Below are 15,465 nucleotides of genomic sequence, written 5' to 3' on the forward strand. Positions count from 1 at the left end.
GACGGGAATGGCTTTGATGGCTGAAACGACGTCAGGTGAAAACGCCGAATCCGCGAATGGGAGACCTGAGTCCTCGAGCAGGCCTCTCATTTCGATCATCGTTCCGGTTTTCAATGAAGAAGACAACGTCGATCGGACATATGCGGAGCTGAAGCGGGTTACGGGAGAGCTGATGGACTATCAGTTCGAGTTTCTGTTTACCGACAACCACTCCACCGATACCACCTTCAAAAAGCTCTCCAGCATTGCCGCCCTCGATCCGGCCGTGCGGGTCGCCCGTTTTGCAAGAAATTTCGGTTTTCAGCAATCTGTTCTGACCGGCTACCGGCTGGCGCGCGGAGCGGCGGCAATCCAGATCGACGCGGATCTTCAAGACCCGCCATCGATGTTCGCTGCATTCCTGCAAAAATGGAGCGAAGGGTTTGACGTCGTGGTCGGCGTGCGGCGAAGCCGGAAAGAGAGCCTGCTCCTGCGGCGCGGCAGGCGGGCATATTACCGATTCATGCGTCGGATTGGCGGGCCTCATCTCATTCCGGATGGTGGCGATTTTCGGCTGATCGACCGATCCGTGATTGAGCGGCTCCGTCCGATTCACGAGCCGCACATGTATCTGCGCGGTCTCATTTCCTCGCTCGCCAGGCGCCAGACCGGCATTCCCTTCGATCGCGCTGCGCGGTTGCACAACGAGAGCAAGTTTCGATTTGGAAGCCTGGTGCGTCTGGCCATGGACGGCATCATCGCGCACTCGAGCCTGCCTCTGCGGGTGTCGTTCTATATCGGCTTGGTGATCGCGCTGGCCGCTGTCCTGCTCGCGACTTTCTATCTCGTCGTCAGGTTGTTCTCTCACCAGATCGTTCCGCCGGGATTCACGACCACGCAGATCCTCATCCTGTTCGGTATTGGGTTGAACAGCCTTTTCCTCGGCGTGCTGGGTATCTATGTCGGGCGAATTTACGATCAGGTCCGGTTGCGGCCGCCGACGATCATTTCCGACCTGATCAATTTCAACGAGCAGATCGACAGCGTCGAACGGAATTTGCTCCGATGAACGGCACCGGCACCACGTCCGGCTTATTCGCACTGATGACGTCATCCTCCATGCGCCTGATCATGCGCTTTGGCGTGTCCGGCGTGACGACCACGCTCGCGTATTTCGTGCTTACGAACGCGTTCGTGCTTTCGCGCATGATGACGCCGGTCCTCTCGTCGGTGTGCGCGTACGTCATCTCGGTCGCCATCTCGTACCTGATGCAGAGCTGCTTCACCTTCCGGGTCGCTGGCCATTCCTTCGACCAGGTTGCTCGCTTCGTGGTCATGTCCCTGGCCGGGCTTGTGGTTTCCTGGTGCGTGATGGCGCTTAGCGTCGACCTGCTGCATTGGCCCTATCTGACCGGCGCAATTGGCGTTTGCGTGATCATACCCGTGCTGAATTTCTTCCTGCTGCGCGGCTGGGTGTTTGCCGTCCGCGGCAGGCGCGAGCAGACTGTTGCAACGGGAGAGTCGGAATGACCGAACAGAAGATCTCTCAAGTGACGCAGTCACAGGTCGCGACGGATTTTGACAACGTCGCCGGCGACTACGAGGACAAGATCAATTCGGCGCTTGCCTTTGCCGGGCGTGAGCACTCGTTCTACATCGACATCAAGCGTGAGCACATCTTGCGGCTCGGCAGAGAGCATTTTCCTGATCTGACAGAGCTGGATGTTCTGGACCTCGGCTGCGGGCTCGGCGCGTATCATCCCGGCCTCGAAGGAGAGTTCCGCGAACTGCACGGCATCGACGTATCGGCGCAGAGCGTCGAGCTTGCCGCGGCGCGGCATCCTTTCGTGCACTATTCGACGTTTGACGGAGCCCGGCTGCCTTATCGCGACGGGCAATTCTCCATCGTGTTCACCGTATGCGTCATGCATCATGTGCCGCCGCCGCAATGGACGGGGTTCGTCGCGGAGATATTTCGTGTGACAAAGGCCGGCGGGCTGGTGCTCGTATTCGAGCACAATCCCTATAACCCGGCGACACAGTACATTGTGAAGACCTGCGACATCGACAAGGACGCGGTGTTGTTGCGGCCCGGGAAGCTGCGGCGAATGTTTGCGGACGGCGGCTTTGCCAAGGTCGAAACGAAGACAATCATTTCGGTGCCGCCCGCCGGCCCATTCCTCAGCCGCCTCGACTCGTTTTTAGGGCATCTTCCGTTCGGCGCCCAATACTACCTCAGCGGCGTGAAATCGCCGTCCTGAAGCGGGAGGGACGCATCTGACCGCGATCGCTTTGAAACTGGCTGACTTCTGGCGCGCGGCGGCCCTGCCTATTCCGCTTGTGATCGTCGGCGGCGGTCGTTGGGGACGCACCTGGCTTTCTGTCGTCGTCGCCGCGCGCGGTTCTGCGGAAGGCGTGGTCCTAGCCGCCCGCAGCCGTCCCGACGAGGTGCGGACATGGGCCGCTGCGCGCGCCGAGCTTGCAGGCCTGACGGTCGTGCCGACGGTTGCCGAGGCCATGCTTGTCGATCGGCAGCCGCAAGCGGCGATCATATCAAGCCGGCCACGCGATCATGTGCGCGACGGAATGGACGCGCTCGGCCATGGTCTGCACGTTCTTGTCGAAAAGCCGCTCGGTGTCGATCCGGAAAGCGGCCGGACGCTCGTGGCTGCAGCTCAGCACATGAAGCGCATTCTCGCGGTGGGTACGGAATTCGCCTACCTGCCAGCCTTCCATCAATTGTCCGAGGAACTCGCCGGCGCCGACATCGCGGATATGACGCTGATATGGGAAGACGTCGAAAACGAAGTGCGACATGGCGCGACAAAGACCCGGCATGAGGAGACAGGGTTGCTGTACGACTTGTTGCCTCATGCCTATTCGATCTTCAGGGTCTTTGTCCCAAACGCCGGTCTTTGGATTGGCGCAGCACAGGAGAGCCCGGATGGACGTCAGGGATGTATCGAATTCCGCGATGATCGGGGAGGGCGCTACGAATTTTGCTGTCACACCAATGCAAAGGCGCGTCGAAGGTTGCTGAATATCCGGACCAAATCCGGTCATGCGTCGATCGACTTCAGTGGCGTCCACGGGCTGATGACGATCAACAGCGAGCCGCACGCGCTCGAGCCGCACATGGCGGAGATGGCCAGCACCTTGCGGCTTGAGCTTGGAGCGTTCTTGTCGCAGGTGATGGGTGCGACAGACGCAGCAGTTTTTGGGGGAGACGTATCCGGCTTGCTTGCGGTACAGGAGGACCTGAAACGGACGCTCGCAACGGCCGGGACTTGATTGGAAGTCGACGTGACAAAGAACCGTCCATTGCCTTGCGCCTGGTCGCGCGCCGACGTGCTGGCCGCCGGCCTGGTCGCGACTTTCGTCGGAATCCTGGGGCTTTGGCCGCACCTGCAATTCGCCAGAGAGATTGGCGAATTCCGGTATTTTCAGGGTGCCTATGATGAGGACACTTACGTTCTAAGCTGGTTGCTGGGAACGCTGAGGTCGACGCGCGCGCTGTCCGGCTTTGCGCTCAGTGCCATTTATCGCGTCTGCGGATCCTCGCTGGACGCGACGCTGGCCGCATCGGATTTCATATTTCCGTTCCTGGCGAGCTGTGCCGCCTATTTCGCCGTCAGTCAGCTCGTATCCCGCCGGCCCGCAAGGGTGTTGGCGGCACTGACGCTGGTTTTTGCGAATGATCTGTTTTCGCTGGGCAATGTGATTCTCTGGACATCGGGCCAATTCAATATTTCGCGGTTTTCCCAGATCGTCGGATTGGTTCACCCCAACCTTGTCCCGTTCTATGAGACGAGCTTTCTCGCAGTTCTTAGGACGCCGGAGCCGCAGGTGAGCTTTGTGCTCATGTTCCTGAGTCTCGGGCTTCTCGCGCGATACGCCGTCGTCATCGGAATTCGAGAACGAGCGGCTCTTGCCGCAGCGGTCATAACCATAGCTCTGCTTCCGATCGGGTACACGTTCGTGACGCTTCCGGTGGCGGCGATTGCTGGCGGATTCCTGCTGGTGCAGGGATATTTCAGGCAGGTCTCGGCCATCCCAATTGCAGTCGGCTTGCTGGGTGCCGCATTGGTGTCGCTCAGCGCAGTTTATTGGGATCACAATGGCGGTCAGACAACGACGGGGATGCTCGCCGGCCTTACCTACCCAACGCGTCTGCCGATTATTACGCCTGCTGTCATCGGCAGCCTCACCTTCAGCGTCGCCTTTGGCTTCTGGATGATCTTGCGCGGATACAGGGGGCCATTGGCGTTCCTGGCGTTCGGCTGTCTCGTTATGCCCCTGGTGTTGAGCAATCAGCAGATCGTGACCGGGCTGATGTTCAGCGCGCGGGATTGGGAGCGCACTGTAAGCTATCCGATACTCCTGTTCGGCGTTGTCACGGCCCTTTCGGTCATGGCGCAGTCTTGCGTCTCGCGCCTGTCGTTTCCTGCGCCGGTGTTGTGGATATGTTCGGCTCTCATTTCTGTCGTTGTTGCGCAGGCGGAGAAGACCTCGTTTTTGGCTTGGCGGGCCTACAACATGGAGTCCATCGCCGTTGTCCGCGCGTTGCGGGCTGTCGACGCCGGTACGGCGAGCCAGGCGAGCTTGGTGTTGGATGACGCGGGCATTGCGCCGATGCTGCAGGTCAGAACGAACAACCGCTACGATGTTGTTCTGACTTTCTACCGGGTTGCCATGAACTTCATTCCGAACATGGCGCCGGAGGCCAAGAGCGCCGATCCCAGCCGTTACGAGAACGAGCTCTTCGAGCACTGGTTTCGAACGGACGTGAGCCCCGAGACGGCAGAGCAGTTGCTGGGCGCGGAAATCCAGCAAGGGGCTGGACCAAATCTGAGCTACCTGTTCAGCTTTCGCGATGCATGGTATCCGGCGAGCGACAACCGCAAGGTGCGTCAGGCAGAACTCAAGGAAAGTGTCGCTCCGATCATCCAACGCTATCGGGGTTATCTCTCGTCTCCAGCACGGTGCAAGGTTTTTGAACGTCCCGCACTGCTGATACGAACGCGACCGCCGCGCGAGACCATGCATGGGCCACGAATCGACAATCAGTATGTTGCGGAAGGCAGCGCGGGAGGCGTTATCGCATATGTCTACCGTCAAAGCAGCCGTGAGCCAGATTGCGGCGCCAGTCATCAATAGTGTATTTTGAACGGAGAGGGGCCTGAATTGTTGCGCGAGTTTATTGCACAGCTGGACCGCAGGCCGATCCAGGCCGCGCTGTTTCTGGTGGTCCTGATGTTATTCTCCGTTCCTAGCTTCTTTCGTTCCTTGAACGAAGCCGGCAAACTCGAGCATTCCTGGTCCTCCGCCGCCGTATGGGTGAAAAGCGCCGATTGCGCGCGAACGACGAAGGCTATCCTGGCGATTTGTCAGGGGGACCGTCTCTTACCTATCGCGGACGTCTCGGCCGGTGACGATCCGGGGCTCCCCCTTGTTTTGGATCTCTATGCGGCCCTTAGCGGTGCGGTCGTAATCGAAACTGATGTCTCGAGGGTGAATACCATCTTGAATTATGTCGGGATTGTAAGTCTGGCAGGTCTGCTTTTCTGTCTGCGCTTGCCATTTCTCTCGCTTCTCGTCCTGACGGTCGGAGCCGTGATTGCCAATAAGCTTCATTCGCTTGGGCCGCATCCTGGCCACTTTGGTGTTGCCTGTCTGGTCGCATTGCTGCCGTTGGCGGTTCTCGGAGTTCCGTCCACGGGCCCGTCGCGCGCCAATTGGTGGCTATGGATGATCGCCGGTCTGCTTGGTCTCGCTGTCGGAATGATTTTCCGTGAGGCGATCGGGCTTATGGGGGTCGTGACGGCCCTTCTAGCCCTTGGCGTCAGTTATTTTTGTTCGCTCATGAATATGCGGCGTGCGGGGCTGGCCCATCTCGTGGTTGCCGCGGCAACAATTCTGACGATCCTGGCGCCATACTCCATCCTTCGCGCTCGCGATGCCGTCCTTGATATCGCGCCGTCCACCCGGATGGAGCAGCACGGGGCATGGCACAATCTGTATATCGGTCTGGGGGTCGTCGAGAACCCGTTCGGTATCGTGTGGAACGATGACGACGGTATACGAGCCGTAAGGGAGGTAAACCCCACAACAGTGTATCTGTCGGCTGAATATTATTCGATATTGAAGCGCAAGTATTTCGAGATTGTCCTTCATCACCCGATCGAAGTGGCCGCGATTTATCTGAAGAAGGTGACGAAAGCGCTCGCCACCTATAATATGATCTACGTCCTCATAGTCGTCTCTGCTATCTTCGCCTGGGCGCGGCTTTCACTTGCCCGCCGCTCTACAGGCTGGTCTCCCTACGACGCAGTATTCACCGTGAGTGCAGTATTTGTTGCGGCCTTTCTAGGGCAAGCGGGTCTTTTTCACTACACGGAGCTCTATCTCTCTCCGGTCAAAATTTTCCTTCTCTTGCTGTCTGGCGCTGTAGTTGAGCTTCTTCTCGCTCTGGCAAGAGGGGATAAATTCGAGCCAGCGAGCCGTTCAAGCTAGCTTGGTAGGAAGGCTCGCTCGCTTCATCGGTTTCGCCATAGCGAACCGAGCTTCGGCGTGATCGGGCTTCAATGTTCTGCAGGGCCACCGAACAGCGTTCGAGGGGTCACGTACCAGAGCAAGAACAAAAGCCAGAGGCCGTGGGTCAGGATCAGTGTCGAGAACGGTACGTTCGTGATGACCTGAGGCACGATGGCCGCAGATATAACAATGAAACGCTCCGACAGGCCTGCCGATAGCCGGTTGCCCAAACCAATGACCAGTCCGCAGGCGAACGTCGCGAGGGGAGCTAACCAAAGACCGACGGATGCGATGCCCTCCGTGGCGAACAAGGAAGCATTGAGGAAACCCAGCGGGTAGGTGCTGTTCATCTCGACGGAGATCTGCTGTTTCAGTGCGCAGCTTACGAAGGGCTTCAGGAGCCAGATCTGGCAAAAATGGGTCAGCTCGTGCTGGGCAAAGTACTCGTTGTAGACATCCATTGCTACCGATGGAACGCTCAGCATTCTGGCATTGACGATGCCGAAATAGCGCCTCATCGGCTCGCCGATTGTGATGATGAGAAGCACGCCTGCGAGAACCGGCAGAAACAGGGACAGGATCGTTGCGATCCGTCCGAGGAATATCGAAAGCAGCGTCATGCAAAGCAGCCATGCCGGCGTGAACAGCGCGATCTTGGTGAACGTACTCGGATAAAATGAGATCGCGATGGCGAGCATCGCCGCTGCCATCCAGTATCGACGCCGCAGGGCGAAGCACGCATAGGCGAACGGTATCAGCACGGTCATGGTCGATGCGATAGCGTAGTTCAGCGCGGTCGGAAACTGCAGCTCGCTGCGATAGTGGTAGATGTCGTTGATCGCGACGACGTGGAAGCCGTATGTGGCCGCTGCTATCGACGTTGCGAGACAGAACGCGACGATGACGTAGAGGACGCGTTCGAACCTGCGCTCCGAGATCTCGATGGGGCGGCCGATCCGGGAGGTGATGAGCAGGGCAGGCAGCAGGAAGGTCAGGCAGGACAAGCCCGCGGAGATACCTGCGGCGACATGGTCGTACTGAAGCTTCGAGAACGAGTTCAGCCAGAGAAAGCCGGCCACCATGGTGAACAGGTAGAATCCGCAGAGATAACCGAAGCTGAAGCGGGCAAACACGAAGAGCGGAGCAATCAGGCAGAAGATCGCGGTCGCCGCTATCGCGTTTGCGAGCCCCGCGGGGTCGTACATCACGTATTCTGATCGATAGACCGGAAATGATATGCGAAGTGAGGCGGCGCAGATTACGATATGAAGACAGATCAGAAGCCCGAGGAGTAGCGGACGCTTTTGGTCTCGATCGAACAGGCCGGCAAGCCCGCGATGCACTGAATTGACGGACTCGGCCATTGCTCCCGATCTCACTTCAACAACCCCAAAGCAACGTATCCTGACAGCTAGGGAAGTTCAACGCGTGCGGCGGTTGAGGTGGTTTGCTGAAGACCTCGTCCAGCCGCGCAAAGTTGCCCGGCTCCGTCGGATCTCGGTCAGGATCTGCCGAACGGCACGGCCTGGTGCACTGGCATCGACGTGCGTCACGATATCCAAGCAATGGCAGGGCAGCTCAATTGCCTGCCGTTCGGTTGTTCGCCCGATGGCTTGATGTGTCGTTCCGCGAATACCAGCGATTGCGCGAGACAGTGCGTCTCGGCGACCAAGGGTGGCGGCAAGCACGTGGACCGTATTGGCGGCGCTTTAGCGGGGGACGGGCGGGGTCTTCGGAGTTCCGGTAAAATGACGGGAACTGAATGGCTTGGGCCTGCGGCGCGCGAACCTTGCTGGAGGCTCCTGGGAGCTGGTCTTGACACTGTATTGCTTGTATAGCCTGACCCCATATGTCCAACCCCTCCGCGAAGCAAATGCGTCCTGACCTCTCCACAAGCCCCAAGCTGATCGTCATGAGCTTTCATCCCGTGACGAGATCATTTGCCGATCGAATCACGGAGGTCTGCGGTCCGGTGGATAGCTACTATGACGCGGCGAACCTGCGCAAATTGTCGCCCGTCGCGGCGCTTCGGCAGTTGCGCAGTCTCCGTGCCGATAAGCTGGTCATCGCGCTGGAAAGCGAGGTTTCCACGGCGCTGATTGCACCGCTCTCGATCGCGGCTGCATTGACCCGGGTAGGCTCACTTGCGGTTGTCTGGCCCGATTTGCGGGTCGAGGCTCTCGGGCGGCTTGGCGGGCTGCAGAACCTGCTGCAGCTCGGCGTCGATACCCTGTCGTCCCGCCGTGCTCTTTTCCGCCGTTTGCGCAAGGGAGAGGCGATGAGACGGTTGCCGATGCCCCGCCAGGTCCCACCCAGCTGCGGCGCGAGCATTCTCTATCTCGATGCCAACATCTCGCTGGGTGCGGCCGTCGGCGGCTCGGTCGGACACACGGCTGGCGTCATCGGAGGGTTTCTCGACAACGCCTTCGAGGTGGACTACGCAAGTCTCAAGTCGCTGCCCACCGATCGCGCGGGCGCGCGCTGGCTGAAGTTGCAGCCGGATGGGCTGCTTGCGATGCCGGCGGAGTTGAATTTCTATCCGTATGCGGAGGCGATCGAGGAAAGGATCGTTCCGCTGCACAGCTCCAATCCATGGTCGTTCATCTATCAACGATTTTCCCTGCACGATTTCACCGGGCCTCACCTCGGGCGCCGCTTGAACGTGCCGGTCGTCGTCGAATTCAACGGATCTGAGGCCTGGGCGTCCGCGAATTGGGGAACGCGGCTCCGCCTGCACGGGGCCGCAGAGAAGGCAGAAGCAGTCGCGCTGGACGCTGCGGATTTGATCGTCACCGTTTCGGACGAGTTGGGGGATGAGCTGAAGCGGCGAGGAATTCCCGATAGCCGGATTCTCGTGTATCCCAACTGTGTCGATCCGGCCGCTTTTGATTCCACGAGATTCTCGACGGACGATCTCGCCGATCTGAAGCAGCAGTGTGGCATCCCGAAAGATGCGCTGGTCGCCGGGTTCATCGGAACGTTCGGCCAGTGGCATGGCATCGAGTTTCTCGCCGAATGCATCCGTGACCTCGCGCGCAACGACGCCGCCTGGCTCGAGCGGAGCAAGCTGCATTTCATGCTGGTGGGCGACGGTCTGAAGATGCCCGAGGTGCGTCGGCTGGTCGGACCGCCCGAGGTCGCGCGCTTTGTCACACTGACGGGTCTGGTGGCGCAATCGGAGGCCCCCAGATATCTCGCCTGCGCGGACCTGCTGCTCTCGCCGCACGTGCCGAACGCGGACGGCTCGGGATTTTTTGGATCGCCGACCAAATTGTTCGAGTATATGGCGATGGAAAAGCCGATCGTCGCATCAGCGCTCGGCCAGATCGAGGATGTCATCACCGGCCGCGGCGCCACGCGCCTGGGGGCGCTGCCGCCGGGGGCGGGGGCGCCTTGCGGATTACTTTACGAACCGGGCAATGCGAAGGCGTTCAAGGACACGTTGCGGCGGGTCGTGGATGACATGCCGGCCGCCGCCGGGGTGGCGAAGGCTGCCCGCGCCGAGGTTCTGAATCGCTATACCTGGAGGCGACATGTCGATGCTATCCTTACCGCGATGGCCCGCAACGGGTTGCTCGTGCGTCGGCCGGATCGCGACGCGGCATGATCTCGTCTCCGAACGAAGGGGATTGTTCTGAATGTGTGGAATAGTGGGTTTGCTATCTTACGGCGACGCCGGCAGGGTCGATCGCTCCGTCCTGGATCGCATGCGCGACGCCATGGCGCATCGCGGGCCGGACGGCGGAGACGGCTGGGTTTCGGACGACCGCAGAATTGGCCTCGGTCACCGCCGCCTCTCGATCGTCGACCTCAACGTCGCCGCGACGCAGCCGATGCGCAACGAGGACGGCGCGGTCATCATCACTTTCAACGGTGAAATCTACAATCACGCCAAGCTCAGGCCCGAGCTCGTCGCCCGCGGGCACAAGTTCCGTACCGATCACAGTGACACCGAGGTGTTGGTCCACGGCTACGAGGAGTGGGGGCTCGACGGCCTGCTTGAGCGGATCGAAGGCGATTACGCCTTCGGGATCTGGGACGAGCGCAGGGGGCTGTTGTCGCTTGCGCGGGACCGCATCGGCGTCAAGCCGCTCTATTTCGCCCGGATCAAGGGTTGCTTCGCCTTCGCCTCGGAGATGAAGGCGCTGGTCGAGCATCCCGACTTCGTGCGGGAGATCGACCCCTACGCGATGTATCACTATCTTTCGTTCCTGACGACGCCGGCGCCGCTGACGATGATGCGCGGCATCTACAAGCTGCCGGCCGGATGCAGCATGACGATCGATCGCTCCGGCAAGGCGACGATATCGCGATACTGGGATGCAGTGCCCGGACGCGGTATCGAGCGGGGCGAGACCGCCAATCTTTCGGACGCGGCGCTCGAGGAGTTCTACGTCAACGGCATTCGCGACCGGCTCCGCGCCAGCGTGGAGAAGCGGATGATGTCGGACGTGCCGATGGGCGTGTTCCTGTCGGGCGGCGTCGATTCGTCCACCAACGTGGCGCTGATGAGTGAGTTTTCAAGCCGCCCCGTCGAGACCTTCACGATCGGATTCAGCGACTACAAGCATCTAAACGAATACGAGCAGGCGAACCAGATCGCACGTCAGTTCGGCACCAATCATCATGAGATTGGGATCAGCAAGAAGGACATGATCAACTACCTGCCACAGATGCTGCTCTCGCAGGACGAGCCGATCGCCGACTGGGTGTGCATCCCGCTCTACTTCGTCTCCAAGCTCGCGCACGACAACGGCATGAAGGTGGTCCAGGTCGGCGAAGGCTCGGACGAGCAGTTTTGCGGTTATTCAGGCTACATGACGTACCTGAAGATGTATCACAAATATTGGGCACCATTCCGCAAGTATCTGCCGCAGCCGGCGCAGCGCCTTGCAGCGGGCACTGCCAGTCTGCTTTCGGGCATTCATCCGAAGCTGCCCGTCTATGCCGACGTCATCGATCGCGCGGCCCGGAGCCGCGAGCATTTCTGGTCTGGCGCGATGGTGTTCCCCGATCTCATGAAAAGCCAGCTCGTCGATGCCACCGCCATCGCGGCCGCCAACGACGATCATGCGGACGCGGCGGGGTTGCTCGACCCCGAATATCTGAAGCTCGACAGCTTCAACATTGTCCGCAGCTTCATGGATCCTCTGGATGCCAAGTTCTCTAACCTTGATCCGCTGACCCGCATGATTCACAGCGAGTTCAGGCTGCGCCTGCCCGAGCTGCTGCTGATGCGGGTTGATAAGATCGGCATGTCTGAATCGTTGGAAGCGCGCGTTCCTTTTCTCGACCACAAGCTCGTCGAGTTCTCGATGGACATCCCCGAGGAATGGAAGACCAAGGGTGGCGAGCCGAAATACCTTCTGAAGAAGGCTGTCGAGGGCCTGATCCCCGACAACATCATCTATCGGAAGAAGATGGGCTTTGGCGCGCCGATGAGCGATTGGATGCGCAGCGATTTCGGCCGCGCGGTCCGTGCGTCGGTGTTCTCGTCAGGGTTGATGCGGCGCGGCCTCCTGAAGGCCGCTTATATCGAGAAGCTCTTCGATTGGCACTTCACGGGGCGGACCGATACCAGCCTGTATCTCTGGGCGATCTACAATTTGACCGCCTGGTATGATTTGTGGATCGATCGCAAGGTGGTCGATACGTCGCAGTTGTCCGATGCGGTTGCTTGACGCGGCGCGCCGCGCCAGGAGGATTCTCGGCAAATCTCCGGCCTACGTTGCCAGGCGTGCCTTGCAGGAGGGGGAGCGCGAGCTCGACCGCTGGCTCGCGCCGATGCGGGAGCGAAGCCTCTCTCGCGGGCGGCTGCTTGCGATGGCGCGGGCATCCTCCATCGATGAATTGTGGACGCGGCTGCGCCAGCGCCCGTATCCGGCATGGACATCGGCGATGGATCCCGCCGCGCTCGACCGTGTCGAACCCGGCGAGAGCGCGCGGATTCGTGACGCCGCGCACCTGGCTTGCGCACGAACGGTCGATCTCCTGGGCGTCGGACCGGTGGCGCTGGGCAGGCCGATCGACTGGGCCCGCGACTACCGGGTGGGGATGGGCTGGCCGGGGGGCTTCGCGCGATCGATCGACTACGTGAACCGCGATCGTCCCAGCGACGTCAAGGTGCCCTGGGAGATTTCACGACTGCAATGGCTGATCCCGGCGGGACAGGCCTACCTGCTGGATGCCGACGAGCAATATGCCGTCGCCGCCCGCGATATCCTGCAGGAGTGGATGGATGGCAATCCGCTCGGCTACACCGTGAACTGGTCTTGCACGATGGAAGCCGCGATGCGGCTCTTCATCTGGACCTGGCTGTTCCATGTATTCGCGAACAGCTCCTCGTGGCGTGACGAGGACTTTCGCGCGAAGTTTCTGGCCTGCCTTTACCTCCACGGCGACTTCACGCTGAGGCACATCGAGAAAGCCGATGTCAACGGCAACCACTACACCGCGGATCTTGCCGGCCTGGTGATGGCCGGCCACTTTTTCGGCGACGTGGGGAATGCCGGTCGCTGGCAAGATGCCGGCTGGCGAGGGCTGCAAGAGGAAATCGAAAAACAGGTCTTCGCCGACGGGGTCGATTTCGAGGCGTCGGTGCCCTATCACCGGCTGGTCTGCGAACTCTTCGTGTGGCCGGCACTGTTCCGCAAGGCCTGCGGCGCCAGCCTGTCGGACAGTTACGTCCAGCGGCTGCGCGCGATGGCGCGATTTGCCGCGGCCTATTCGCGCCCCGACGGCACCAGCCCGCTGTGGGGGGATGCCGACGACGCAAGAGCGTTGCCATTCGGTGGACAGAAGCTCGGCGACCATCGCTATCTGGTCAGCCTGATTGCACTCGCATTCGGCGATAGCGATCTGGCGGCGCAAGCGGAGGGGCCTCGCTCCGAACTCGTCTGGGTGGTCGGGCCCGAGTTGGCCGCATCATTCGCGCCAGCCGTTCGCTCGCCGGCGTCGTCGATGGCATTCCCGCACGGCGGTGCGTATGTCATGCGCGCCGGGGATCATCACGTATTCATTGATTGCGGCCCGGTCGGCCTCGCCGGCCGCGGCGGCCACGGACACAACGACGCGCTGTCGTTTGAAGCCTGGCTCGCCGGCGCGCCGGTCGTCATCGATCGCGGCTCGTTCGTCTATACGGCCTCGTTCGAGAAGCGGAACGAGTTTCGTTCGACCTCGTCCCACAACACGCCCGGGATCGATGGCGCGGAGATGAATCGCTTCGACCCCGGCAATCTCTGGAACCTCCAGGACGATGCGCAAGCCGAATGCACGAGCTGGCGGACCGGCGACGAGCAGGACCTGTTTGCCGGGAGGCACAAGGGCTACCGGCGCCTCGGCGTCGACGTTGCGCGGGAAATCAGCCTGGACAGGCGATCGGGCCGTGTCGAGATCATCGATACCATCGAAGGCGAAGGCGAACATGAGATCGCCGTACCCTTGCATCTGGCGTCTTCCGTCCGCGTCGACCGCAGCGGAGCCGCTGTCCGCCTTGCTTCAGCCGGACGTCTGTTCTCCCTTTCGGCATTCGGTGACGGTTGGGAGCTGACCATCGAGCCCACGTCGATCTCGCCGAGCTACGGCGTTGTCGAGCCGTCGCATCGGCTGGTGTGGCGCAGGCGGGGCGCCTTGCCGGCGAAGCTGGCGGTAACGATCAAGCCGGACGGGGACGATACCTCGTGCCCTCCTTGATCCACACCTACGCCGAGATGCTGCTGGCGCGGGGCCTCGCTATCCTCGGCTCGTTCGGCGTGGCGATCCTGACGGCGCGCATGCTCGGTCCCGCCGAGCGCGGGCACTATTACTACATCGTGACGCTCGCTGCGATTGCCCTGCAGATCGCCTCCCTCGGCGTTCAGTCTAGCAACACGTACTTGATTGCGCGGACGCCGGCGCTGCTCGCTCAGATCATGGCCAACTCGTTGTGGCTTGCGGGCCTGGCCGGGGTTGCGGCGGCGGCGGGCGTCCTTGCCGTCGATCTGGCGATCGGCGGTCCCGAGCAAAATGTCATGTTCGTTGCCATCGTGACGGCGCTGACACCGTCGCTCCTCTTGTTCCTTTACCTGTCCAACATCGCGGTCGCTCTTAATCGCCCCAGGACCTTCAACGGTCTGATCATCCTCAACGGCGTCGTTGCCATTGGTGCGGCGCTGCTGGCATCCTGGCTTGCTCCACGGCTTGGGGGCTTCCTGGTTGCCGCGGTGATCGCCTCGCTCGTCGCCTGCGTCGCCGCCTGGGCCGTCCTGGCGAAGAGTATCGACATTCCGCGACGCTTCGACTTCGGGCTGTTTCGCAATGGTATCGCATTTGCGCTGCGGGCTCATATCGCGACTCTGCTGGGCTTCGTCATGGGCCGCATGAGCGTCATGGTGCTCAGGCAATTCGGCGAGTTTGCGGATATCGGTTACTGGTCGATTGCGGCACAGATCGCCGACGCGTTGCTGATCCTGCCCTCGACGATCGGCCTTCTGCTGTTTCCCGCGCTCGTGCGTGCGAAAGGTGCGGCGCGCGTGCAGCAGTACAAGGTCGCGTTGCTACAGATCACCTTGCTGATGGCGCTGGTCTGCACAGCCAGCGCCGTGCTGGCGAGCCCGATCGTCACAATCATATTCGGGAAAGAGTACGAGCCGGCCGTGGCCATCATCCTCGCACTGCTTCCCGGCGTATTCTTCATCGGCGTCGCCTCCGCTGCCTCCCAGTTCCTGTCGGCGAGCGGATTTCCCTGGTCGCAGGTCATGGCCTGGCTCTGCGGGGCGACCCTGCAGGCCGCGCTCTCGGTTGCGCTGTTCGGACAGTTCGGTGCCGTTGGTCTGGCGTGGATTCAGAGTGCGAGTGCCGGATTTGTCTGTGTCTGGCTGCTTCTCAACAGCCTCAGGTCCGGCCTTTCCGCGGATCTCTGACGCAACGAATTGGAGCGAGGCACTTCGCCGCCGTCCCGTCTTCCGGATGGCT

11 protein-coding genes are annotated in these 15,465 nt (G+C 60.9%); 10 read left to right on the forward strand and 1 reads right to left on the reverse strand.

Annotated elements, in window-relative coordinates:
- The first annotated feature begins 16 nt into the window (after window positions 1–16).
- Genes JJC00_RS13885 through JJC00_RS13910 form a run of 6 tightly spaced genes read left to right on the forward strand, consistent with a single transcriptional unit; the run spans window position 17 to window position 6,492 of the window.
- Entirely contained in the window at window positions 17–1,048 is a 1,032-nt protein-coding gene (locus JJC00_RS13885; RefSeq protein WP_200473090.1) for a glycosyltransferase family 2 protein, read from the forward strand.
- Entirely contained in the window at window positions 1,045–1,509 is a 465-nt protein-coding gene (locus tag JJC00_RS13890; RefSeq protein ID WP_200473091.1) for a GtrA family protein, read from the forward strand. Before JJC00_RS13885 ends, JJC00_RS13890 begins: the two co-directional genes overlap by 4 nt.
- Window positions 1,407–2,240: a class I SAM-dependent methyltransferase gene (locus JJC00_RS13895; protein ID WP_200473092.1), complete on the forward strand. Its 834-nt coding sequence runs from the start codon at window positions 1,407–1,409 to the stop codon at window positions 2,238–2,240. The genes JJC00_RS13890 and JJC00_RS13895 overlap by 103 nt, the downstream gene beginning before the upstream one ends.
- A gap of 31 nt (window positions 2,241–2,271) precedes the next feature.
- On the forward strand, window positions 2,272–3,270 hold the full coding sequence (locus JJC00_RS13900) for a Gfo/Idh/MocA family protein (RefSeq protein ID WP_200473093.1): 999 nt from the start codon (window positions 2,272–2,274) through the stop codon (window positions 3,268–3,270).
- A gap of 12 nt (window positions 3,271–3,282) precedes the next feature.
- The gene (locus JJC00_RS13905) at window positions 3,283–5,136 is read left to right on the forward strand and encodes a hypothetical protein (RefSeq protein ID WP_200473094.1); all 1,854 of its coding nucleotides are present in this window, start codon (window positions 3,283–3,285) and stop codon (window positions 5,134–5,136) included.
- Between the two features lie 27 nt (window positions 5,137–5,163).
- Window positions 5,164–6,492, forward strand: a complete 1,329-nt coding sequence (locus tag JJC00_RS13910; RefSeq protein ID WP_200473095.1) for a hypothetical protein — start codon at window positions 5,164–5,166, stop codon at window positions 6,490–6,492.
- A 68-nt stretch (window positions 6,493–6,560) separates the two neighbouring features.
- On the opposite strand, the gene JJC00_RS13915 is transcribed toward JJC00_RS13910, so the two are convergent.
- Entirely contained in the window at window positions 6,561–7,877 is a 1,317-nt protein-coding gene (locus tag JJC00_RS13915; protein WP_200473096.1) for a hypothetical protein, read from the reverse strand.
- Between the two features lie 509 nt (window positions 7,878–8,386).
- Between JJC00_RS13915 and JJC00_RS13920 the strand changes: the two genes are divergently transcribed.
- Genes JJC00_RS13920 through JJC00_RS13935 form a run of 4 tightly spaced genes read left to right on the forward strand, consistent with a single transcriptional unit; the run spans window position 8,387 to window position 15,413 of the window.
- Window positions 8,387–10,120 carry a glycosyltransferase gene (locus JJC00_RS13920; RefSeq protein WP_200473097.1) on the forward strand — a complete coding sequence of 578 codons (1,734 nt, stop codon included), beginning with the start codon at window positions 8,387–8,389 and terminating at the stop codon, window positions 10,118–10,120.
- A gap of 31 nt (window positions 10,121–10,151) precedes the next feature.
- Window positions 10,152–12,194: an asparagine synthase (glutamine-hydrolyzing) gene (gene asnB / locus JJC00_RS13925; protein WP_200473098.1), complete on the forward strand. Its 2,043-nt coding sequence runs from the start codon at window positions 10,152–10,154 to the stop codon at window positions 12,192–12,194.
- On the forward strand, window positions 12,187–14,205 hold the full coding sequence (locus JJC00_RS13930) for an alginate lyase family protein (RefSeq protein ID WP_200473099.1): 2,019 nt from the start codon (window positions 12,187–12,189) through the stop codon (window positions 14,203–14,205). Before asnB ends, JJC00_RS13930 begins: the two co-directional genes overlap by 8 nt.
- Window positions 14,193–15,413: an oligosaccharide flippase family protein gene (locus tag JJC00_RS13935; RefSeq protein ID WP_200473100.1), complete on the forward strand. Its 1,221-nt coding sequence runs from the start codon at window positions 14,193–14,195 to the stop codon at window positions 15,411–15,413. The genes JJC00_RS13930 and JJC00_RS13935 overlap by 13 nt, the downstream gene beginning before the upstream one ends.
- The last annotated feature ends 52 nt before the right edge of the window (window positions 15,414–15,465 follow it).

The sequence above is a fragment of the Bradyrhizobium diazoefficiens genome (assembly GCF_016616885.1).
Lineage (GTDB): Bacteria > Pseudomonadota > Alphaproteobacteria > Rhizobiales > Xanthobacteraceae > Bradyrhizobium > Bradyrhizobium diazoefficiens_F.